Here is a 25,625-nt window from a genome sequence, read left to right on the forward strand (position 1 = left end):
ATAAAAAACCTCTGCACTCCCATTAATTTTTATTTTTCTTCTCAGTCTCTTTTTAAAACCAAGAATATTTCTTGTATTTTTTACAAATACAAAATTTTCCTCTTAAAGAAAACGCATTCTGATTTTTCTTCTATAAACAATAAGCTGTACACATTTTTGATTTCACAAAATAGTTTTATCCAAATCCTTTGCATACCAAAAATATGATGCGAGAATATATCTCTCGTTTTTAATCATTACATTAAAAGTACTCTCATCTCTCTTATTGTAATTTTAAAATCCAAGAGATTATCGATTGCCATTAAAAATATGAAAACCTTGTGAGAATAAACTTCATGAGATCAATTTTACGTGTTTTTTGCCTCTAACATAAAAAGCAAAAGTATAAAAATATTTGCGTGTGCACAAATCATTCTCTTCTTAGGGGCTGAGAGATGTTGAATATCAATCTGATATACGGTAAATATTCAATATGGTTATTCCATAAATAACTGGATAAAATGTTAAACTTCGAAAAAATTGATATCGCAAATTGAATAGAGAAATGGATTAACTTATGAGTGATGAAAGAACCTCACCTGCACAGTGTGGGGACTATGATGCCGCTTCTATCAAAGTTCTTAAAGGTCTTGATGCTGTCCGTAAACGTCCTGGCATGTATATCGGTGATACTGATGATGGTTCAGGCTTGCACCATATGGTCTATGAGGTCGTGGATAATGCTATTGATGAGGCTTTAGCTGGTCATGCTACTCTTGTAAACGTCACTCTCCATGCTGATGGTTCTTGTTCTGTTCGCGATAATGGACGCGGAATTCCTACAGATATCCATCCTACAGAGGGTGTTTCAGCAGCTGAAGTTATTATGACACAGCTTCATGCTGGCGGGAAATTTGATCAAAATTCTTATAAAGTTTCAGGTGGGTTACACGGTGTTGGTGTCTCTGTCGTTAATGCGCTATCTGTTTGGCTCAAAATGCAAATCAAACGCAATGGTAAAATTCATCAAATGTCATTTACTCACGGCGTTGCTGATTCTCCATTAAGTGTTGTTGGCGATTGTGATGCAGAAAGTGGAACAGAAATCAGATTTTTACCAAGCTCTGATACCTTTACAATGGTTGAATTTGATTTTGAAACTTTGGAACGTCGTTTGCGCGAACTCGCTTTTTTAAATTCTGGCGTCTATATTCTTCTTGTTGATGAACGTCACGCTGATATTAAATCCGTTGAACTCCATTATGAAGGCGGATTAATTGAATTTGTCAAATATATTGACCAAACAAAAAAACCACTCCTTGATAATCCTATTTACATTGCAAGTGAAAAGGATGGGATGAGTGTCGATGTTGCATTATGGTGGAATGATTCTTATCATGAGAAGGTGTTATGTTTTACAAATAATATTCCTCAGCGTGATGGTGGAACCCACTTAATAGGTTTTCGCAGTGCTTTAACGCGTCAAATTAATGGTTATGCCGAGTCTTCAGGTATTGCAAAAAAAGAAAAAGTTAACTTAACTGGTGATGATTGCCGTGAAGGACTCACAGCTATCCTTTCTGTCAAGGTTCCTGATCCAAAATTTTCTTCACAAACAAAGGACAAATTAGTTTCTTCTGAAGTGCGCCCCATTGTTGAAAATTTGGTAAATGAAGGTCTTTCAGCATGGTTAGAAGAGCATCCTAATGAAGCAAAGTTACTCATTAGTAAAGTGGTAGAAGCTGCAACAGCGCGTGAAGCAGCACGTAAAGCACGTGAACTCACAAGACGAAAAGGGGCTCTTGATATCACTTCTCTACCCGGAAAACTTGCTGATTGCCAAGAACGGGATCCAGCAAAATCGGAAATTTTTATCGTTGAAGGAGATTCTGCTGGCGGTTCAGCAAAAAGTGGACGTTCCCGTCAAAATCAAGCAATTTTGCCCCTACGCGGTAAAATCCTCAATGTTGAACGAGCACGTTTCGACCGAATGCTCTCATCAGATATGATTGGGACTCTCATCACCGCTCTTGGAACTTCCATTGGTAAAGATGAATTTTCACCAGATAAATTGCGTTATCATAAAATCATCATTATGACAGATGCAGATGTCGATGGGGCGCATATCCGCACACTTCTGCTGACCTTCTTTTTTAGACAAATGCCTGAATTGATTGAACGTGGGCACCTCTATATCGCTCAACCGCCCCTCTATAAAGTATCACGGGGAAAATCTTCGCAATATATCAAAAATGAGGCAGCATTCGAAGAATTTTTAATCAATACTGGATTGGAAGAAGCAACTTTAGAATTGTCAACAGGTGAAATGCGTGCGGGGGCTGATTTGCGCCAACTCGCTGAAGATGCTCGTCTGTTACGCCAACTTTTAAATGGTCTTCATACGCGTTATGACCGCACAATTGTTGAGCAAGCAGCAATTGTTGGGGCTTTTAATCTTGAAACCTTTGTAACAGCAGAAAAAGCACAAAAAATAGCAGATAAAGTTGCAAACCGCCTTGATTTAATCGCTGATGATACGGAACGTGGTTGGAGTGGTCAATACAAACCAGATGGAAGTTTATGCTTTGAACGTATTTTACGCGGCGTTAAAGATATTGTTATTTTGGATGCTGGACTTATCAATTCAGCTGATGCACGTCAAATCGATCGTGTTTCTAAAAGTTTCGTAGAAATATATAGCCCTCCTCCACGCCTACATCGCAAAGATAAATCAGAACGAATTTTGGGACCTATGAGTTTATTGGAGAGTATTTTTACAAACGGTAAAAAAGGTATCACTCTCCAACGTTATAAAGGTCTCGGTGAAATGAACGCTGAGCAGCTTTGGGAAACAACTCTTGATCCTGAGGCGCGTTCTCTTTTACAAGTTAAAATTAATGACGCAACCGATGCAGATTCACTCTTTTCTCGTTTAATGGGTGATGAAGTTGAACCTAGACGAATTTTTATTCAAGAGAATGCCTTAAGCGTTGCCAATCTTGATATCTAAAGGTACTCTTTTGTTTCTAGCTGTATAAACATCATGGTTTTATACGTTGTTTTCGTATTTGAACATTCCTTCTACGCTTCATCTACGATTAAAAAAACTAAGGAAGGTCATGCATATGACAGCTGAAACAGAACGTGTAGGTGCCAAAGGTGGTATGGAAAACTCTTTTGGCTTTAAAAAAGTTGATGAAGAGCAAAAACAATCCATGGTTGATGGTGTCTTCCACTCCGTCGCTGAAAATTATGATAAGATGAATGATATCTTATCATTAGGATTACACCGTGTGTGGAAAAATTCTATGGTAGCATGGCTTTCTCCACCAGCGCTTGCCAGTTGGAAGGTTCTTGATGTGGCTGGAGGGACTGGTGATATCGCTTTCCGCATCCTTAATGCTTCACGCCAAAAAGCGCATGCTACAGTCCTTGATATTAATGGCTCAATGCTCAGTGTCGGTAAAAAGCGTGCACAAAAAAATGGTCTCGCTCCTCTGATTGATTTTGTTGAAGCCAATGCTGAAGACCTTCCCTTTGAAGATCAAAGCTTTGATGCTTACACTATTGCCTTTGGAATCCGCAATGTACCTCATATTGATACAGCCCTTAGAGAAGCTTTTCGTGTTTTAAAACCGGGTGGGCGTTTCTTATGTTTAGAATTTTCTAATGTCGAAATGCCTTGGCTTGACAAACTTTATGACCTTTGGTCATTCCATGCTATCCCTAAACTTGGTCAAATCATTGCAAATGATGGTGATGCTTATCGTTATTTGGTTGAATCTATTCGTAAATTTCCTAAACAAGATGATTTTGCCCATATGATCAACCAAGCAGGTTTTTCACGCATATCGTACCGCAATCTTACAGGTGCAATCGCAGCGTTGCATTCAGGTTGGAAAATTTAAAAATGGTGCAAATTTCTACTTACTTTCGATTGATGCGCGCAGGATGGGTTTTAGCACGTGAAGGTGTTTTGAGTGCTCTGCCTCACGATGATCTTAAAGGATTTCCAGCATTATGTCATCGTATAGCCGGTGTTGTAGCGCGACGAAAAACAAAAAAAAAGCGAAGATCTGAAAATCTCTCCTATGCTATCAATAAGCTTGGCCCTTCTTACATAAAACTTGGTCAATTTCTCGCTACCAGACCCGATATTGTTGGACATGATATTGCAGAAGATTTGGCACAATTACAAGATCGGGTGCAAACATTTTCTTGCGCTGCTGCTATTGCGCAAATTGAAAGTTCACTTGGTCGGTCTATTAATGATCTCTTTGTAAACTTTTATCCACCCATTGCTGCTGCTTCTATTGCCCAAGTTCATTCAGCTGAATACGATGATGGAACTGGTCATAGAAAAAGATGTGCTGTTAAAGTCATCCGCCCTAATATTAGAACGCGTTTTGCTAGAGATCTTAGAAGTTTTTATCTCGTTGCTCATTTACAAGAACGTTATATACCAGCTTCTCGAAGACTGCGCCCTGTGTGTGTGGTTGATACTTTGGCACAAACTACACGTATTGAAATGGATTTACGGTTAGAAGCAGCTGCCATATCAGAAATGGCTGAAAATATTCAACATGATACAGGCTTTCGGGTTCCACAAATCGATTGGGAGCGAACAGGGCGCAATGTTTTAACAATGGAGTGGATCGATGGTATCAGAATATCTGAAATTTCTGCTCTCAAAAAAGCTGGTTTTGATTTGAAAGTGCTTGCAATTACGCTTATTCAATCTTTCCTTCGTCATACTTTGCGTGATGGTTTTTTTCACGCAGATATGCACCCTGGTAATTTATTTGTAGACCAAAACGGATGTATTGTTGCTGTTGATTTAGGAATTACAGGACGGCTAGGCAAAAAAGAAAAGCATTTCCTTGCTGAAATTCTTTACGGCTTTATTACCCGCGATTACCACAGAGTAGCACGCGCTCATTTTGAGGCAGGATATGTGCCTCCACACCATAATATGGAAAGTTTTGCGCAAGCAAATCGTGCTATTGGTGAACCAATTCATGGACAATCAGCGCAAAGCATTTCTATGGCTAAATTGCTTACGCTGTTATTTGAAGTCACTGAACTTTTTGACATGCAAACACGCCCTGAACTTTTACTGCTACAAAAAACAATGGTTGTTGTTGAAGGTGTAGCACGCGTATTAGACCCTCATTTTAATATGTGGAAAGCCTCTGAACCGGTTGTCAGAGAATGGATTGGAAAAAATTTAGGTCCTGTTGGAATTGCAAAAGACTTCAGTGAAGGAGCACAAGCACTCCTTTCTCTGGCACGCAAAACACCGCAATTGATACAAAATTTCCAGCGTATGGAAGAAGATCTTAACCAAATAGTAAAAACCGGATTTAATCTTTCACCGGACACTCTTAAGCAACTTGCTGTTGAACAAAGTCGTACCAACCGTTTTGGACGTTATAGTTTGTTCATTATTGCTCTTTGCTGCGTTTGTTTAACTTTTTACATTTTTCGTTTTTTTTAATCCACTCAATATGCTAAAAAATATAAAGTATGCAATCATTGCAATCAATTTATTTCTTGGAGATATTTTATGGCTAGTCTTACTATTCGCAACCTCTCTCCTGAAATCAAAGAAGCTTTACGTATACGTGCCGCCAAAAATGGCATTTCTATGGAAGAAGAAGTCCGCCGCATTTTAAACAATCCTATCGCTCAATCTATCTCTCCCTCTCAAGCAACTGTCATTGAAACGCAATCATTGCAATCAAAATCACTGCTCCTTATTATTGGTGGTAGTATTGCAGCCTATAAAACTCTTGACCTCATTCGCCGTTTGCAAGAACGTGGCGCGCACTTAAACATTATCATGACAAAAGCAGCACAAAAATTTATTACACCTTTAGCAGCTGAAGCTCTAAGCGGTCGTAGTGTGTATTGCGATTTATTTTCACGAGAAGAAGAGCATGATATTGGGCATATCCGCTTGGCACGCGATGCTGACCTTATTATTTTAGCTCCTGCCACTGCTAACCGCATTGCAAAAATAGCCAATGGCATAGGAGATGATTTGGCTGATTGTGTGCTTTTAGCTGCACGCTGTCCACTCTTAATTGCACCAGCCATGAATCCAGCGATGTGGAGCCATCCAGCAACTGTTCGTAATGTTGCAAAATTACGCATAGATGGCGTTCATATAGTAGGACCAGAAATTGGCAAAATGGCTGAGCGCGATGAAACAGGTTGTGGACGCATGAGTGAACCTCTCACTATTGTAGCTGCAGCAGAAGCTCTTTTAGGTGTGCAAGAAAAACCTCTTGTTGGTCGCCATTTTATTGTTACTTCTGGTCCTACCCATGAACCAATTGATCCTGTGCGTTATCTCGCTAATCGCTCGTCTGGCAAACAAGGGCACGCTATTGCAACAACTCTTGCACATTTGGGTGCCAAAGTGACACTTATTTGTGGACCGGTTAATCTTGCCGCCCCACAAGGGGTGAAAACCCTTCATGTTGAGACAGCATGTCAAATGTTACAAGCCGTTCAAGCGGCACTCCCTGCCGATGGTGCCATTTTTGTCGCTGCTGTTTGCGATTGGCGCAGCCAAACACACTCTTTGCACAAGATAAAAAAGGATGCTCAGAAAACACCACTATCCTTACAGATGGTTGAAAATCCTGATATTTTAGCAACAATTGGTCATGCTCCAAACCGCCCCCCTCTGATAATTGGATTCGCTGCCGAAACCTCTGACATCATTGCAAATGCGCAAAAAAAATGTATCGAAAAAGGTGCAAATTTTATTCTTGCCAATGATGTTTCTCTTCATACGGACGGCACAAGCGTCATGGGCTCTGATACAAATCAAGTTTGTCTTGTTAGCAAAGACACTGTCGAACAGTGGCCGCACATGAGTAAACACCAAGTAGCACAAAAACTAGCAAAGGTTATTATAGCATTCTTCGAATCTCATAGCCCTGCTCATTCATGAGCAAAGAACTCTTTGTTACAAATGAATATAAAAGTTCTTTAGAGAGAAAATAAGTAAATGCTTAAAAAAATGCAAAACAGAAATTGAGATGTATTCACAAAATCATGTAAAGCTATTTGCAAATATGATTTTATTCATTCAATGATCACCTTTATACAAACAGTGAGTTTCTGCCACTTTGAAAGAAATGAAAATTTTGAAGTGTTTTAGATTATTTGCAAAATGATCAGTTTTGGCATTTTTTACCATTCACTCTCGCTGTTCAGTTCTGAGAATTACAGAAAAATCACAAGGGGACTTTTCTGTAATGTATAAAAAATAACAGCTGTTAGCTCTGTACCTTTCATTAACAAAATTATACAATCTATAAAATCAAGTGTATATAAAGCTCTCGCCATCCTCTTTTTTGTTTTCACTTTTTTTAATTTACTTAGTTATTATGATTTTTACTTCCGCTTATCGCGCTTTACAACGTCTTTTGACCCCGCAATACCGCATTATGATCTTAAAAGCATTGGGTATTACCTTTGCTGTACTTGTCATTGTATGGTTAGGTGTGCACCAGCTTTTTGTATCCTACTTTTGGCCTTGGGTTTCTCATTTTTTCCCAGGATTACCTAGTTGGGCGGGATGGTTAGGTTTGGGCATTCTTATCATTTTTAACCTTGGTTTAGCTTTGCTAATGGCTTTTTTGATTGCTCCAATCACCGCTATGGTTGGTGGTTTTTTCATTGATTCTGCTGCTGAAATTATCGAAAAAGAAGATTATCCAAACGAGCCTATTGGACATGCCCTGCCTTTTGGACGTTCTTTGATTCTTTCCTTGAAATTTGTCCTCTTAAGTCTTTTCGGCAATGGAATCGCTTTTCTTCTCTTTTTCGTTCCAGGGATTAATTTGATTGCCTTTTATGTTATTAATGGCTTCTTGCTTGGCCGTGAATATTTTGTGTTTGCAGCCTACCGCTTTCGATCTGAGCAAGAAGCACATGCTTTCTTACACGCTCATTACCTAACGGTTTTTGGCGCAGGGTTATTGATCGCACTTTTTGTTTCGATTCCTATTCTTAATTTAGCAACACCACTTTTCGCAGCCGCTTTTATGACACATCTCCACAAGATGCTTTCCCAAAAAACCAATGAACATGCTACACAAAAATAATGATCCTCATTCACTTAAAATCTACAAAAATCCTTGAATAAAGGAGAGCTTAAAAGGAAATTTTTCTTTTAAATGTCCGTCTTCACTCCTCTCATCAAAAGAGCCTTTTTAAAAAAATCTTGCTCTGATGCTGGTAGCTCGTTAAAATACCATTGTGTCCATTGTTTTTATGAACTGTTATAATCTTATTGATATTTTATAATGCAATGTTTCTCTGCTTAAAAACTATTGATGTTATGATTAAATAAATGAGGAGTTAACCAAAACAGGGAGGAGATTTTGCTCTCGAAGCAAGAGAACGGAGAATGCAAGTTATTAAAACTGCTAAGAGATTTATTGTAAGGAATACTCTTAATGCTAGTGATTGCTGAGACATTGGAAAAAAAATTAAAAGGCAATCAAGAAAGAACGATGCGTATACTTGTAAAAGTATTTAAAAGATTCGTTTATTGAGATGCAAAGCGAGTTTAATCATTTAAATCCTATATTCTTTAAAATGGTACAAAAAGTTTATAATATTTAAAGAGAGGCGATAAAGATGAACTGGATTACAAATTATGTTCGTCCTAAAATTAATTCTATATTGGGACGCCGTGAAATTCCAGATAATCTATGGATTAAAGATCCCACGAGTGGTGAGATGGTCTTCCATAAAGATCTCGAGGTAAATCAATATGTAATTCCTAGCTCTGGTTATCACATGCGTATCAGTGCCAAAGACCGTCTTATGCATTTTTTTGATGATGGTGTTTATACGCCTTTGGAAAATCCAAAAGTTATAACAGATCCTTTAAAGTTTCGCGATGAAAAGCGCTATATTGATCGGTTAAAAGATTATCGTTCTAAACTTGGAGTTGATGACAATATTTTAAGTGGACGCGGCACGATTGAAGGCTTACCTATTATAGCTACTGTTCAGGACTTTGCCTTTATGGGTGGATCCCTTGGTATGGCTTCAGGAGAAGCTATTATCAAAGCTTTTGAGACTGCCATTGCCGAAAAATGTCCCTTGGTTCTTTTTGCCGCTTCTGGTGGTGCACGTATGCAAGAAGGAACACTCTCACTCATGCAAATGCCCCGCACAACCGTAGCAATTGAAATGCTGAAAGAAGCAAAACTTCCCTATATTGTGGTTCTTACCAATCCTACTACCGGTGGTGTTACGGCTTCTTACGCTATGCTTGGCGATATTCACATTGCTGAACCCGGTGCTATGATTGGTTTTGCAGGGCCACGTGTGATTCAACAAACCATACGTGAAACTTTGCCTGAAGGTTTTCAAAGCAGTGAATACCTACTCGAACATGGTATGATTGATATGGTTGTATCACGTTTAGAAATGAAAGCGACCATTGCACGGCTTTTACGGTTGATGATGAAGCATCCTGCGACTGTTCATCCTTCCAATCCATCTCCAACAGATTCTCAGATATCGCTTTCTAACAGAGATGCTGCTTAATCTTATGGGGAAAAATCAAATACAAGGAATGGTCGATGATTTACTAAAAAACTATCCCAAAAAATTTGATCTTTCTTTAGAACGTATTCTTCATCTTTTAGAACATCTTGGTAACCCGCATTTAAAACTCGCACCTGTTATTCACATTGCCGGAACAAATGGTAAAGGGTCTGCTTGTGCAATTTGTCGTGCTCTTTTGGAAAGTGCAGGCTATCGTGTTCATGTCTACAGCTCACCCCACCTTGTTAATTGGAATGAACGTTGCCGGTTAGGTCAAAAAGGAGGGGGGCAACTTGTTACAGAAAACCAATTAGCTGAGACAATTCGTGAAATTATAAAAGTAAATCGGCAAGAACCGATTACTATTTTTGAAATTTTTACAGCCGCTGCTTTCATGCTGTTTAGTACACACCCAGCTGATGTCGTTATTTTAGAAGTTGGATTAGGAGGACGATTTGATGCCACCAATGTGATTAAAAAACCAGCTGTATCACTTATTATGCCCATTGATTATGATCATGAGACTTTTCTTGGAAAGACAATTGCAAAAATCGCTTTTGAAAAAGGGGGGATTATCAAACCAGCAGTTCCTATCGTCATTGGTAAGCAAAATCACGAGGACACTCTTTCTATTTTAACATCTATTGCGGATAACAATAAGGCACCTTATTCTCTGTTTGATCAAGATTATCAAAGCTATACAGAACATGGGCGTATGGTCTTTCAAAATCGTCAAGGTCTCATGGATCTTCCACTTCCTAACCTCATTGGCGCTCATCAAATTGCTAATGCAGGAGCTTCTCTTGAAGCAGTTTATCAAGCAGGTTTTCAACTTTCAGAACAAGCAGTAAATCACGCTTTACAAAATATTTATTGGCCCGCACGGATGCAACATCTTACCCATGGATCTTTGGTCGATCAACTCTCTTCCAATATTAATTTATGGTTAGATGGTGGCCATAATCCCGCTGCTGGAAAAGTTGTTGCGGAAGAAATTGCTCAATGGAGAAAAAAAACAAACCGTCCTATTATTATGATTGCTGGTATGCTTAACACTAAAGATGCTATCAGTTATTTTCGTCCTCTAGCCAATCTCGTAGATAAAATCTATACAATCCCATTAACAGATAATACTGCTAGTATTTGTTCAAAAAAATTAGCGGAATCCGCTCAAAAAGTAGGGCTTCTTGCCATCCCCCAAGCCCATCTACAAGATGCTTTACAGAGAATTAATTTAGAGCATAAAGATGCAATTGTCTTTATTGGTGGTTCCCTTTACCTTGCCGGTGATATTTTGCGTGACAATAAAACACCACCATGCTAGGAATTGATTATTCATAGAGCTTTGAAAGATAGACCTTGTAATCATGCAACTTGATTGTGCACTTTATCAACATCCTAAACTTATTACTGTGTTCGGCGGCTCTGGTTTTGTGGGGCGGCATGTCGTTGAAACTTTAACAAAACGAGGTTATCGCGTTCGCATTGCCGTTCGTCATCCGCAAAAAGCTTATTACATGCTGCAAATAGGAGAAGTAGGACAAACCCAAATGCTCAAGACTGATATCAAGCACCGCGCTTCTGTTGCACGGGCATTGCTTGGAGCAGAAGGAGCCGTGTTTCTTCCTGGTAGCTTAGGGCAAGCAAATCAAGCAAACTTTCAAAAAACACAAATTGACGGCACACAAAATGTCGCTGAATTAACAGCTGAAGCTGGTATACCACTTCTCTATATGTCAGCGCTGGTAGCTAACGAAAACGCTTCATTTCTTTATGGACGTATCAAATCTATGGGTGAGAAAATTGTTCAGGATAAGCATCCTCAAGCAATTATTATGCGTCCATCTGTTATCTTTGGGCCAGAAGATTGTTTCTTTAACAGCTTAGCAAACTTAGCACGCTTTTTACCAATCATGCCTCTTTTTGGAGGTGGGCAAAGTAAATTGCAACCCGTATATGTTGGTGACGTTGCTGAATTTGTCGTGCGTGCTTTAGAAAATCCTGCTCTTTCTGGAAAAAGCTATGATCTTGGTGGTCCTCAAATTATCACATTTCAAAATGCCCTTGAAAATATCTTAAAAATCATTCATCGGAAAAAAACAATTCTCTCTATGCCTCTTTCTATCGGTCTATTGTTTGGAGGTACTTTAGGACTTCTCGGTAAGTTACCCCTCGTGCCAACACTCGTGACAGCCGATCAAATACGCTTCTTGCAAGTGGATAACATTGTTTCTCAAGAAGCTAGAGAAAATGGATATACTTTAGAGGGTGTCGGAATTACTCCGAGAGCAATGGTCGCTCTCTTACCAAGTTATCTCTGGAGGTTTCGTCCACAAGGTCAGTTTTCCAAAAATTTACAAGCTTAGCAAAAATTCTTGCAAGGATGAGCTCAAGAACAAGCAACGATATTGATTTACAGTAATTCTTTGTTTTTCCTATGTAAAATTAAAGTACTGAAGAGAACAAGACTTTTTCATTTCAGCTTTTTGCATTCAGAATGCATATAAGTGTTCACTTCTATATCAAAAGAAAAAACATTTTAGGTCAAAATGGCGTGAACATGAGCCAAATATGCCTGTTTATAAACCCTCTTAATACCGGAGTGAGTACAAGATTGAAACTGGAAAATCTCATTATAATTTTGTCTTATGATGACAAGTATGAAGGTGGTAGTGTTCCATGAACATGCATTCATTTACAAGGCAACGCATTGATTTATAAAGATATATCATCGTTTTTCAACTTGTATCATAACCTCGAATAGTGTAAAATTTTCTCATTTCAAACCTTCTCCTATTGAGTCAAATAAAATTTCTTGCTTGCACGTCATAAGCGATATTGATTGTGAGTAACAACACTAGAAGAAAGAAGTAAAAACGCCTCTTATGAATCGCGTTAATGCAAGGGCCGTCGCAACATTGGACGTTAGTAGAGATAATGATATTGTCAGTTTACGACACCATCATAGAAGAGAATGAGAAATAAGGTGAGGCATCCCTTTAAAATTACATAAATGCACAAAATAACAACGGACTTTTTTCGTGAAAGGACAGAATATTGTGAAAGAACGCAATGCATAAAGTTATAATTTATTATGTAATCTTATTATTTTAAAAGATATTACTCTGGATATTTTTGAAAATTGCAAGTTCAAACTAAAGAGGATAACAAGTCTGAGAGATCTTTCTATTTTCGCTTCCATAATCTCTACAAATAAAACTGTATTCTAATTTCTGATATAAATTAGATAAAATAAGCAATACCTTCCTGTCTACCCTGCATAATAGTTAGAACAATTTAGCTTTATCCACCCAACATCTTTGTTCTAAACGTGCAATATATTAGAATTTAAAACTGATTTATAGACAATAATAGAGCGTGTGTTTCATGAGAGCATCTTCTTTTTTAAGAAAATATACCCTCATAAAAGCCTTTCTTATTAGGCTTCCCTCCTTATAGCTCAAATACAGATAAATATTGATAAATTTTTCTTACTCAAAACAATTTCTTTAAGTCCTCCTAAATTTTGTCGGTAACATCATAATTTACTCCATAAAATGTGTTTTTTTGCATAAATTTATGGAAACTTGAAAAGAATTTTTCACAGAGAGAAGTCGTGCTATTGGCTTGCATTTTTTTTTGATTTCTCCTACCGTCTTTTTTAATTTCTCCTACCCTCTAGAGAAAAATAATTTTAAAGGAATGAAAGAATGGCAACCCCAGATTATGTTGTCAAAGACATCGCACTTGCTGCATACGGGCGCAAAGAGCTTGATATTGCCGAAACAGAAATGCCTGGTTTAATGGCTTGTCGTAAAGAGTTTTCTTCTAGTCAACCTTTGCGCGGTGCTCGCATTTCTGGTTCATTGCACATGACGGTTCAAACCGCTGTTTTGATTGAAACATTAAAAGCTATTGGGGCTGATGTACGGTGGAGTTCTAGCAATATTTTTTCTACACAAGACCATGCAGCCGCCGCTATTGTAGCCACAGGTACTGCTGTTTTTGCGGTCAAGGGCGAAACACTTGAAGAATATTGGACTTATATAGATGCTATTTTCCAATGGCCTGATGGCAATCTTTCAAATCTTATTTTAGATGATGGAGCTGATGCTACAAACTATATTTTGATGGGATGGCGTGCAGAAACAAATAAAGATGTCCTCTCTTATCCCAAAACAGAAGAAGAGGAATTTTTTTTCAAACAAATTCAAAAACGTATGACTCTCACACCAGGATTTTTCACACGCCAACGCGCAGCAATCAAAGGTGTGAGTGAAGAAACGACAACAGGGGTGCACCGCCTTCTTCAATTACAAAAGCAAGGGCTTTTGTCTTTTCCTGCCATTAATGTCAATGATAGTGTCACAAAATCAAAATTTGATAATAAATATGGATGTAGAGAATCATTAGTGGACGGTATCCGACGTGCAACAGATGTCATGATAGCTGGTAAAACAGCCATTGTCTGTGGTTACGGCGATGTGGGTAAAGGTTCAGCAGCCGCTCTTTCAGGTGCAGGAGCACGCGTTAAAGTGACAGAAATTGATCCAATCTGTGCTCTTCAAGCAGCTATGGATGGCTATGAAGTGGTTCATTTAGATGACGCCGCGGCCAGTGCTGATATTATCATCACAACAACAGGCAATAAAGATATTGTCCGTTTAGACCATATGCGGCAAGTGAAAGATATGTGTATTCTTGGAAATATTGGCCATTTTGATAATGAAATCCAAGTAGCAGCCCTTAGAAATTTGCCATGGACGAATATTAAACCTCAAGTCGATATGATCACCTTTCCTGATGGAAAACGCATCATTTTACTCTCTGAAGGGCGTTTACTTAATCTTGGTAATGCTACAGGACATCCCTCTTTTGTCATGTCAGCTTCATTTACAAATCAGGTTCTAGCGCAAATTGAACTCTTTAACCATTCAGAACACTACAAAAATGAAGTGACTGTTTTGCCTAAACATCTCGATGAGAAAGTTGCACGCCTTCATCTTGATCGATTGGGAATAAAATTAACTGTTTTATCAGAAGAACAAGCTACCTATATTGGAGTTACACCTCAAGGACCCTATAAACCAAATCATTATCGTTACTAGATGTTTCCTTAGGTTAAAAGAAAAAGGAAAAGGCGCCATGCCCCGTTGTGGTGACTATGATCCCAAAGAAAAAGTTCAAAAAATGATCCGAATCTGTCAGCATGTTTTTTGTCTTCTTTTCCTTTTTTTTCCAGCAACCGTTGTTGCTCAATCATTGGAAATCCATCTACCTTTCGGATTCACTTTGCCAGATGGTCCATGGCTGCTTCTAGCACTGTGTGGAGGGATTGGGTGCGCCTCGCTTTTCACCTGTATAGCAGTTATTATGCGTGCGAAAAAAGCTTCACAAAAACCCCTACAGGCTCTTCAAGCAGACTTTTCTGAAAAACTTAAATATTATGAATGGCTTCTGGAAGAAACAGGGCAATTGCTTCTTATTTGGGAAAATCCAACGGTTTCTCCTCGTATGGTTGGTAATATTTCCGCGTTACAAAAAGTAGGAATTATGCAGCAAGATTTTCAGAATTTTGATCTTTGGCTCGAGGAGAATTCTCTGCGAGAACTTGACTACGCATTAACGCAATTACGTTACGAGTCTCATCCTTTTGAGCTTTCTATCACCACTAAAAATAATATGCTGTTACACGTTACAGGAGTCATTGCTGGAACAGTAGCCATTGCACGTTTTCAAGACATCTCAACCCAGCAGAGTGAAAATGTGCGTTTACAGAAAGATATCGCCAAAATTCTCATCGAATTAAGAATGCAACGCAATCTTCTTGATCGCATTCAAGAACCTGTATGGATAAGAGATTGTGAAGGAAAGATTTGTTTTATCAATCGCGCTTTTAAAGAAATAACAGGTTTTCGAGAAGGCAGCAATGAAGTCAATGACCTTTTCAATGAAACAACACAGCACAAAACAGATGAGACAGAAACAATTTTTCAGGAGCATGTCCATACAGTTATTGATGGAGAACGACACTGTTTTCACCTCACAAGAATTACGACAGCCGAAGGAATGGCAGCTTTTGCACATGATGACAGCGCATATGAAAATCTTACTAATGAACTAAGACGCGTTCTCCAAAGCCATTGTGAAACACTTGATCAAATCTCAACAGCTGTGGCTGTTTTCGATACCAATCAGAAATTAAAATTCTGCAACCACGCTTTTAAAATTTTATGGCCGTTGGAGAGTTCTTTTTTAGAAAGTGAACCAAGCCATACACTGCTGCTTGAACGTTTACGTGAAAAAGGATTCATTGCTGAACACCCTGATTGGCGTGGATGGAAAGGAGAACTTTTTAAAGCTTCCCAGCAAACAGAATCGAATCAACAAATTTGGAATCTTCCAGATGGGCGTACAATACGTGTTATTTCCAGCCCTCATCCACAAGGAGGCGCCACTTGGCTTTATGAAAATCTTACAGAAAAAATTGATCTTGAACGACGCTATAACACACTCATTAAAATACAGGGCGAAACCCTTGATAAACTTTCAGAAGGCGTGGTGGTTTTTGGTACGGATGGACGTCTTCGTTTATCGAATCCTGCTTTATCAAAATTATGGTCTCTCCCTTATAATTTATTGGTGGAAGGCACCCATATTACGCAGTTAAAAAGCCATTGCGCTGCCTTAACCATAGGAAAGGAATGGGATCAATTTACCAAATTGATTACAGGCTTGGATGAAAAACGCGACACCTCTTCAGGTCGTATGGATCTCATAAATGGAATAATTATTGACTATACACTGGTTCCGCTTCCCAATGGGCAGACGATGCTTACCTTCGTGAATGTTACCGACAGTGTTCATGTTGCACGCGCGTTTCAAGAAAAAAATGAAGCTTTAGAGAGTGCTGATCGTTTGCGAAATGAATTCGTTCAACATGTTTCCTATGAACTGCGAACACCTCTTACCAATATTATTGGATTTTCTGATATTTTACGTGATCAAATTTTTGGCTCTGTCAATGAACGCCAAAAAGAATATCTTGGACATATTCATTCAGAATCAGGCACACTTTTGAATATTGTTAACGATATTCTTGATCTTGCAACCCTTGATGCTGGTATTATGGAGTTGGATGTGCAACCCGTTAATATTGCCGATGCCATGATGCAAGCAGTAACACGCGTAGAAGAGCGTCTTAATGGACGTTATATTGTGCTGTCACAACAAATCTCTCCGTCCTTAAATTTTATCTTCGCTGATGCAACACGTTTGCATCAAATTTTTGTTAATCTCCTTAGCAATGCTATTAATTTTGCAACAGAAGCGAGTACGATTGAATTTTGTGCCGACGAACAAGATGGTAATATCGTCTTTAGTGTTCATAATGAAGGATCTGATATTCCAGAAGATGTTCTGGATCGAATTTTTAAACGTTTTTCTTCCCATGCACATCATGGTGGGCGCGCTGGAGCAGGTCTTGGTTTGTCCCTCGTTAAAAGCTTTGTTGAGCTCCATGGTGGACGTGTTGAAATTCTTACCGGTGCCGGACAAGGAACAACAGTTAAATGTTTTTTTCCGATTCCCAAAGGAGATAAAGTTCTTTAATCTTATTCTTTCTTATTAAAAAATTTTGTACATCCATTTTCGGAACTGTTTATGAATTTTAGTTTTTTTCTTGAAAATGAAGAAGCAACCAAACTTTTTGCGCAAGATTTAGCCCTTGCTTTAAAATCAGGTGACCTTGTAACACTGCAAGGTGATCTTGGCACAGGAAAATCAACCATCGCACGAACAATCATTCATACACTTGCTAACGACAATACTCTGGATGTTCCAAGCCCTACTTTCACTCTTGTTCAAAGCTATCAACTTCCACAATTTGAAATCATTCATGCTGATCTTTATCGCCTTTCTATGCCAGAAGAAATTGATGAATTAGGACTTCATGAAGCACGTGAAAAAAATATTTTACTTATTGAATGGCCAGAAAAAAGTGAAGATCTTTTAGGACCAGTTACCTTTGCTCTCACTTTACAATATAAAGACCATGGGCGTTACGTGATTCTCACATCAGCACAACATTCTACGGAACGTCTTCAAGCGATCTTTTGCAATTCGCACATTTTTAAAAACCCATAACCGTGGTCATGTTCATCGTCATTTTTTAGCTAGTGATGCTTCCCCACGTACCTATGAATTTCTCAAAGGTGCGAATCATCAAGAAATCCTTATGAATACACAAACTATGCAAACAGATCTTTCCTATGCAACAATGACATACCTTGCGAAAGATATTCGTCAATTTATAGGAATTAACCAGCTTATCTTAGACAACGGATTTTCTGTTCCTCATATCTTTGTCGAAGATTTTGAAAAAGGTCTTTTGATTTTAGAAGATTTCGGATAGGAAGGGCTCTTAGATCAAAACAATACCCCTATAGAAAAGCGTTCTATTGCTTGTAGCAAATTATGGGCTGCCTTTCATCAAAAATTATGGCCTTCACAAAAGCAATTTGCAACATTTTTGCTTTTCAAATCCCCTCCTATGATTGTCAAGCACTACAATCAGAGCTTTCCTTATTGCTTGATTGGTATTTGCCTTTCCAAACACAAAAAAAACTTAAATCAAGAACAGCGTAAAGCCTTTTTAGCTGTTGGCAATCCTATCTCATAAGCCTCATTCAAGGAGAAAATACCTTTGTTATGCGTGATTATCATTCACCAAATATTCTTTGGCGTATGCATCAGGAAGGAATTGCCCACATTGGTCTTCTTGACTTTCAAGATGGTTTAAAAGGCCCAACGATCTATGATATTGTCTCTTTAGCGCAAGATGCTCGCACCTTTATTGCTCCAACACTTGAGATGAAAATTCTCGATGCTTATTGCACTGCACGCCATAAAGCACCACGCCCTTTTGATGAAAAAGAATTGCGCAAGCTTTATGCAATCGCAGGTGCCCAAAGGGTTTCAAAAATTCTAGGGATTTTTATCCGTTGCCATCAACAAGATGGAAAATCATCTTATCTTAAGCATCTTCCCCATATGTAAGATTATCTTGCTCGCAATCTCTCACATCCAATGCTCGCACCTTTACAAAGATTTTATCAGGAAGCAGGACTCCTTGCAAAAACGGAATAAAGTCTCATAATTTAATCTTTGGATATTCTTCATCCAAATGATCATTTTTGCTAAAAAATATGAAGATCAATATAGCCCGTGACCATGCTTTTTTCCACACCTTTGATGAAAATATATAGAGATTATCTGGAAAATTGGCTGTTTAACATAAGTTAAAAAATGCATTGCGCAAGTATAGCTTTTTAGTTTCTCTCTGCATGAAAATTGTATACAGTAGAAATAACATAAATAATACCGAACATTTCCACGCATCCCAAACGAGATTACATGACCTACAAACCACGTGTCTTTTCTATTTCTCCGGGAACAGCTTTTCTACCGCACTTTGTTGATGCACTGCTCTGCGGTGCTCTTATTGATAATTTTGCACCAAATGGGGATCTCCAAATAGCCCTTGCTGATACCCTCATTTATGTGCCAACACGCCGTGCTGCCCGCGCTTTACGTACAGCCTTTGTTGAAAGAAGTGACACAAAATCAACCTTCTTGCCAACCATTCGTCCTTTAGGAGATCTAGATGATGAGAGTTTTCTTTTTCTAGAAAATCATACCAACACCCTGAATCCTCCCATTGGAAACACTGAACGTCTTTTACTTTTAGCACGTCTTATTCGCCCTTGGCGTGAAAATTTGCCAGCACATTTGCGTGCCATGTTTGGTACAGAAGACGTGCTTATTCCTGCTCATACTGCCGATGCAATTTGGCTTGCTCAAGATTTAGCAAATTTGATGGATGAAATCGAAACGGAGGCAGCGGATTGGTCAAAACTTAAAGAAATTGCGCCCGATATGGTAGCAGAATGGTGGCAAATAACTCTCGATTTTCTCACGATTGTTACACAAAATTGGCCAAAAATTTTACAAGAAAGACAACGAAGCAATCCAGCAGAATGGCGCAATCAAGCACTCAAAATACATGCCGATATTTTACAACACACACAACCTGATAAACCTATTCTTGCAGCTGGAATATCAGGTTCTATTCCCGCAGTTTCTGAGCTTTTAAAAGTGATTGCTTCCCTCCCTAAAGGTGCGGTTGTTCTTCCTGGACTTGATCTTCATATGGATGAAGAACAATGGGAAGCCTTAGGCACAATCCATAAAGAAAAAACAACTTGTGATATTTTCGATCATGCAAAGAATGCTTTTAGCCATCCTCAATATCATTTAAAAAAACTTCTCTCTCTCATGAAATGTCATCGCATTGATGTTCGTGAAATTGGTCAACAAAGTATAATAAAGAAAAAGCGTATCGCTCTTTTATCAGAAGCATTTCGACCAGCCTCGACAACAGATCGCTGGATACAAGTTGTCCGTGATGATTATGAACAGCTTTGTGCAAACTGGTCATTCATTGAAGCTATCAACGAGCGTGAAGAAGCTCTTGCTATCGCTGTTGCTTTACGCACTGCTATTGAGGAACCTCAAAAAAATGCAGCTCTTATTACAAATGACCGTAATTTAGCACGCCGTGTGGTAGCTGAATTACAGCGTTTTGGTATTGAAGCAAATGATTCAGGAGGGATTCCACTTGCACAAACATTGCCTTCAACCTTATTACGGCTTCTTTTAGAAAATGTGTTTCAACCTCATGATCCCATTGCTTTTCTTTCTCTTCTTAAACATCCCCTCACAAGGTTAGGACAAACTCGGCATTGTTTACGTGAAATGGCAGAAAATTTTGAACTCTTTGTTCTTCGAGGAAATACCAGCTGTATCAATCTTTGCGAATGTGATCAATTTGTCGAAAAATGGATAGAAACCTACCCCCAAAACACTTCTGAAAAGAGTGCCCTTGATCAAAAAAAGTGCGAAGAAGCACGTTTTCTTTGTTATCTTTTGGTCAAAGCTGTCGAGCCGTTAGCATCTCTCATGAAACAGGGAAAAGAATACACTCTCAATGAAGTCGCAATAGCGACCGTTGAAGTTTTTGAAAATTTTGGGCGTGATGAAAATAATTCGCTTGTACATCTTTATCAACATGAAGCAGGGCAAGCTTTAGCAACTTTTTTGCGTGAATTGGCCAGTGATCAATCAGAATTAAAATTTTCCTTTCGTGAATGGCCCGCTATGTTTTCGGCTCTGATCGCACCCCGCTCTGTAACCCCTCCACCCGGAGGGCATCCACGTTTATTCATCTGGGGCACGTTAGAATCACGCCTACAAACGGTTGATACAGTGGTTATTGGCGGTCTTAATGAAGGATCATGGCCGATTATAACCCGTAATGATGCTTTTTTATCACGACAGATGAAAATGATGTTAACGCTTGAACCACCAGAAAAACGTATTGGCCTTTCCGCCCATGATTTTCAATGGGCTATGGGAATGAATAACGTGGTAATGAGTCGAGCTATGAGAGTTAATCATGCTCCTTCACTTCCTTCACGCTGGTTACAACGTTTAGAAACCGTTATAGGAAAACAGGTTTGGCAACAAATCCGTGCACGAGGAGAAATATTGCTTCATTGGGCGAAAATGCTTGATGATACAAATAGGGTCGCCTGTGCACAACGCCCTTGTCCTGTACCACCTCTTGAGACACGCCCGCGTTATTTTTCGGTCACTGAAATCTCAACGTTGCGGTATGATCCTTATGCAATTTATGCCAAAAAAATCTTGCGTCTTAAACCCCTTAAAGAACTCATCAATGCTCCTAGCGCTGCTGAACGCGGAACACTTTATCATGCTATTCTTGCTGCTTTTTGCACACAAATAAAAAATCCACATGCTGCAAATGCATTGAATGCATTGCTCTCTCTTGCACGTAAAGAATTTGATAAATTAAATTTACCCCCCGATATTGAAGCAATTTGGTGGAATAATTTTGAAAATCTTGCTCCCTTTTTAATCCAATGGGAACAAAGTCTAAGCCCTCGGGAACGACATGCCGAAGTGGTCTCACAAAAAATACCTATAGGAACAACAGGTGTAACTCTTGCTGGGCGTGCTGATCGTATTGATGTTTTACCAAACAAAAGGGTTGAAATTGTTGATTTTAAAACCAGTACGCCTCCCTCATCAAAGCAAGTTCGTGATTTATTATTTCCACAATTGGCATTAGAAACAGCCCTACTCATGCACGGCGCCTTTACAGATTTCCAAGATCTTACTCCTGTCAATTTATTTTACATTGCTCTTAATGGAAAAGGTAAAATATCGCCTCAATCAATTTTTTCAAAAAAAGAGGAAAATGAGCACCAAAGTGTCATCAGTCTCGGTGAAAAAGCATGGCAACACCTTATCGCATTAATGGAATATTACCAAAATCCACAACAAGGCTACCTTTCACATGCAGTCCCTTTAAAAAAAGAATATGAAGGTGATTATGACCATCTAGCACGCTTATGGGAATGGTCTAATGATCTTCATAAAGCAGGCCAATCATGATTCCTTTTTCTATCCCTGAAGCAGCTCTTGAAGCACAAGCAACAGCAACACATCCAAAAACAAACGTATGGGTTTCCGCAAATGCTGGATCTGGAAAAACCCATGTTTTAACCGAACGCGTCATCCGCTTGCTTTTAAATGGCACTCCTCCAGCACGTATTTTATGCCTTACTTACACAAATGCAGCTTCTGCTGTTATGCAATCGCGGATTTTTCGTACACTTTCCAGCTGGAATGAACTTGATGATGAACAGCTTCAAAAAACCTTATTGCAGCTCGAAAATACGCCCATCAATGCGCAAAAGTTAACCTATGCACGTCAACTCTTTGCTCGTGCCCTCGAAACACCAGGGGGCTTAAAAATCCAAACGATTCATGCTTTTTGCGAATCTCTCTTACATCACTTTATGTTAGAAGCCAATATTGCAGGGCATTTTGAACTCATCGATGATATTAATCGAAAAAAATTATTACAAGAATCGCGTCGCCAACTTTTAGCCCATAAAGATGCGCAATCCGCTTTGAAACAGCTCCTTAAAGTCGTCAGTGAGCATACTTTTAATCAGTTACTTTATGAAGCAACCGAAAAACAACATAAATTGTCTTATTTTTTATCCTCTCTTTTGTCTGAAAACAAAGAAGAAAAATTGCGTGCACTGTTTAATTTAGCGCCCGATGAGACCAATCAACAATTGCTAGAAAACATTCAACAGACTGCTCATCTCCCTCTTTATGCTCTTATACATTGTCAAACCTATGGTAACAAAAACACCAAGGATATCATTGAGACACTTTCTCAATTAAAAACCACTGATGATGAAACAACTATCATTAACATTATTTCCAATGTTTATTTTAACAAGAAAGGTGATCCCCGTAATTTTTCACCTCTCTCTTCTAAAAAATCAGATGAAATTTGGCCCTTTATTCAACAAATGGTTGAAGATAAACAAAGCAAACTTTCTGTTCTTTTAGAAAAATATCAATGTGCAAAAGTTCTCACACTCAATCAGGCTGCTTTTCAGCTTTGTTCTATTTACCTTAAAATCTATGCGAATTTAAAAAAAGCCAATGGCTTGTTAGATTTTGATGACCTCATTGAACGAACACTTCATTTGTTACAACGTAAAGGCGCAAGCCAATGGGTGCACTATAAACTTGATAGTGGTCTTGATCATATTTTGCTCGATGAAGCACAAGATACCAATCCTGACCAATGGCAAATCATTCAACTTTTAGCGCAGGAATTTTTCACAGGTCACAGTCAACGCACGAATATACGAACTCTTTTTGCTGTTGGAGATGAAAAGCAATCCATCTATTCCTTTCAAGGGGCTGCTCCAGAAAACTTTGCTGAAAATGGACGAATAATTCAAAAAAAAGCGCAGCAAGCAAAACAGAAATTTGAAAAAATACAATTGAACTATTCTTTCCGCTCGACAGTTGATGTCCTTAAAAGCGTCGATCTTGTCTTTGAAACACCAGAAAATTACAAAGGGCTTTCTGCAGAAAACACAAAAACAGTGCACGAAGCTATTCGTGTTCATAGCCCAGGTGATGTGATTTTATGGGATGCATTTTCCAAAGAAACAAGTAAATTTCCTAGTGATTGGCATGTAACTGTTGATCATTTAGATACGCCGGCAAGACATTTAGCGGAAACTATTGCGGAAACCATTGCGAACTGGTTGAATAAAGGAGAAATTCTGCCAGCAAAAGGACGCTTAATGCGTGCGAGCGATATCATGGTTTTGGTTCGTAAGCGTGATGAATTTGTCTCTGCACTTACTCGTGCACTTAAACAGCGCAATATTCCCGTAGCGGGTGCTGATCGTTTACAACTTACCAACCATATTAGCGTGCGTGATTTGATGGCACTTGCGCGTTTTGTTTTGCAACCACAAGATGATCTTTCTCTTGCTTGTGTTTTAAAAAGTCCTCTTTTCTCGCTTAGCGAAGAAGAACTTTATCAGATTGCAGCAAACCGTACAGGATCCCTTTGGCAGAGCCTCTGTATGCACACATCATCGCATACATCTTTTAAAGATGCTTTTGAAAGTTTAAGTCATTATCGCACTCTCGTGGATAAAATACCAGTTTTTGAATTCTATAGCCATATTCTAAACAATGATAAAGGACGGCAAAAAATTCTATCCCGCTTAGGATCGGAAGCAAATGACGTGCTCGATGCTTTCATGGACTATACACTCACTATTCAAAAAACCGGATTGCCAGGGTTACAAGCTTTTTTGGAAACATTAAGCGCAAGTAAACCGGAAATTAAACGTGAGTTTGATCAAAATCATGAAGAAGTCCGTATCATGACTGTTCATGCTGCTAAAGGAATGGAATCTGCTGTTGTTTTTCTCATCGACCCTGGGAGTGCCATTTGGCATCCTCAACATGCACCACATCTTCTGAAGGTTCCCTTAAACAATGCACAACTGAGCGATCAACAAGCTTTTATCTGGCATCCCAACGCGGAATTTAACACAAAACCCTCTGAAAAAGCACTTTCGCATTTAAAAGAGCGTGCTGAAGAAGAATACAAACGTCTTCTTTATGTAGGAATGACGCGTGCTGAAGATCGATTATTTGTTTGCGGTTATAAAAATGAGAGAGCCTCCTCTGGGACATGGCTAGAATTGGTAAAGAAAGCGCTCAAACCACACATGGCGTCAATAAAAAGTCCTGCTGAAGATATTGCAGCTTGGCGCTATTGTATAACGCCCGCTTCTCACGCCCCAACAAATCAAGAAGGACCTTCCGCGAATAACCAAGCACTCCTACCTTTACCCGAGTTTTTCTTCCATAAAGTACCGGCAGAACCAGCCCTACCAAAACCATTAAGGCCCTCTGTTGCTAGTCTCTCCATTGAGGCTGATAATGAGATTTTTTCCAATACAAAACAGCATAATATTTCACCTGTTTTAGGAGAAACAAATACCAATAGAGCTTTTTACATTGAATATGGTAATATTGTTCACCGATTGTTACAATATTTACCTCATTGCCCTCTTGAAAAACGTCGTGATTATGCCCAACACTATCTCAACATCAAAGCCTCTCATTGGCCCAAAGCAAAAAGAGAACAAGCTCTTCATCATGTTTGGCAGATTTTAGAGCACTCCTACCTCAAACCTCTCTTTTCTATTGATTCACGTGCTGAAGTCTCCTTAATGGGTATTGTTAAAATTCGTGGAAAAGAACAAGCAATTTCCGGTCAAATTGACCGGCTATACATTACACAAAATAGCATTATCTTTGCTGATTTTAAAACCGGAACCCCACCAGACAATGAAAACGCTATCGCCCCACGCTATTTGTTGCAAATGGCTCTTTATCGAAAATTGCTGCAAGCTATCCATCCCGATAAAAATATTCAAGCTCTTCTTGTCTACAGTAAAGACGTGAAAGTTTTTAAACTCCCTCCAGAAAAACTCGAAGCACTTCTTGATGAAATTGCTTTATGAACTGCGAAAACCTTTTTTACAAAGACTTCTATAATTTATCTTTGCAATACAACT

At 38.8% G+C, this 25,625-nt stretch carries 12 protein-coding genes and 1 pseudogene; all 13 read left to right on the forward strand.

Translation table 11 applies throughout. The features are described from left to right. Positions 1 to 556: 556 nt before the first annotated feature. Positions 557 to 2,989 carry a DNA topoisomerase (ATP-hydrolyzing) subunit B gene (gyrB, locus tag AC0QT1_RS00495; RefSeq protein ID WP_473201407.1) on the forward strand — a complete coding sequence of 811 codons (2,433 nt, stop codon included), beginning with the start codon at positions 557 to 559 and terminating at the stop codon, positions 2,987 to 2,989. 115 nt (positions 2,990 to 3,104) lie between these two features. Beyond that, positions 3,105 to 3,887, forward strand: coding sequence for a bifunctional demethylmenaquinone methyltransferase/2-methoxy-6-polyprenyl-1,4-benzoquinol methylase UbiE (gene ubiE / locus AC0QT1_RS00500; protein WP_473201408.1), 783 nt, complete (start codon positions 3,105 to 3,107; stop codon positions 3,885 to 3,887). 2 nt (positions 3,888 to 3,889) lie between these two features. After that, entirely contained in the window at positions 3,890 to 5,476 is a 1,587-nt protein-coding gene (gene ubiB / locus AC0QT1_RS00505) for a 2-polyprenylphenol 6-hydroxylase (protein WP_473201409.1), read from the forward strand. 69 nt (positions 5,477 to 5,545) lie between these two features. Then, on the forward strand, positions 5,546 to 6,943 hold the full coding sequence (gene coaBC, locus AC0QT1_RS00510) for a bifunctional phosphopantothenoylcysteine decarboxylase/phosphopantothenate--cysteine ligase CoaBC (protein WP_473201410.1): 1,398 nt from the start codon (positions 5,546 to 5,548) through the stop codon (positions 6,941 to 6,943). A gap of 439 nt (positions 6,944 to 7,382) precedes the next feature. After that, complete coding sequence (locus AC0QT1_RS00515; protein WP_473199909.1) at positions 7,383 to 8,102, forward strand: sulfate transporter family protein; 720 nt, start codon at positions 7,383 to 7,385, stop codon at positions 8,100 to 8,102. Positions 8,103 to 8,640: 538 nt separating this feature from the next. Next, positions 8,641 to 9,561, forward strand: a complete 921-nt coding sequence (gene accD / locus AC0QT1_RS00520) for an acetyl-CoA carboxylase, carboxyltransferase subunit beta (RefSeq protein ID WP_473199908.1) — start codon at positions 8,641 to 8,643, stop codon at positions 9,559 to 9,561. A gap of 4 nt (positions 9,562 to 9,565) precedes the next feature. After that, positions 9,566 to 10,885 carry a bifunctional folylpolyglutamate synthase/dihydrofolate synthase gene (locus tag AC0QT1_RS00525; RefSeq protein WP_473201411.1) on the forward strand — a complete coding sequence of 440 codons (1,320 nt, stop codon included), beginning with the start codon at positions 9,566 to 9,568 and terminating at the stop codon, positions 10,883 to 10,885. A 43-nt stretch (positions 10,886 to 10,928) separates the two neighbouring features. Further along, positions 10,929 to 11,927, forward strand: coding sequence for a complex I NDUFA9 subunit family protein (locus AC0QT1_RS00530; protein WP_473201412.1), 999 nt, complete (start codon positions 10,929 to 10,931; stop codon positions 11,925 to 11,927). A 1,344-nt stretch (positions 11,928 to 13,271) separates the two neighbouring features. Further along, complete coding sequence (gene ahcY, locus AC0QT1_RS00535) at positions 13,272 to 14,669, forward strand: adenosylhomocysteinase (protein ID WP_473199905.1); 1,398 nt, start codon at positions 13,272 to 13,274, stop codon at positions 14,667 to 14,669. 37 nt (positions 14,670 to 14,706) lie between these two features. Next, positions 14,707 to 17,172, forward strand: coding sequence for a PAS domain-containing sensor histidine kinase (locus AC0QT1_RS00540; protein WP_473201413.1), 2,466 nt, complete (start codon positions 14,707 to 14,709; stop codon positions 17,170 to 17,172). 51 nt (positions 17,173 to 17,223) lie between these two features. Next, a pseudogene (gene tsaE / locus AC0QT1_RS00545) lies at positions 17,224 to 18,708 on the forward strand (tRNA (adenosine(37)-N6)-threonylcarbamoyltransferase complex ATPase subunit type 1 TsaE). Between the two features lie 267 nt (positions 18,709 to 18,975). Then, positions 18,976 to 22,098: a double-strand break repair protein AddB gene (gene addB, locus AC0QT1_RS00550; protein ID WP_473201414.1), complete on the forward strand. Its 3,123-nt coding sequence runs from the start codon at positions 18,976 to 18,978 to the stop codon at positions 22,096 to 22,098. Further along, positions 22,095 to 25,571, forward strand: coding sequence for a double-strand break repair helicase AddA (gene addA / locus AC0QT1_RS00555; protein WP_473201415.1), 3,477 nt, complete (start codon positions 22,095 to 22,097; stop codon positions 25,569 to 25,571). Before addB ends, addA begins: the two co-directional genes overlap by 4 nt. The last annotated feature ends 54 nt before the right edge of the window (positions 25,572 to 25,625 follow it).

This window comes from Bartonella sp. P12B, assembly GCF_055796185.1.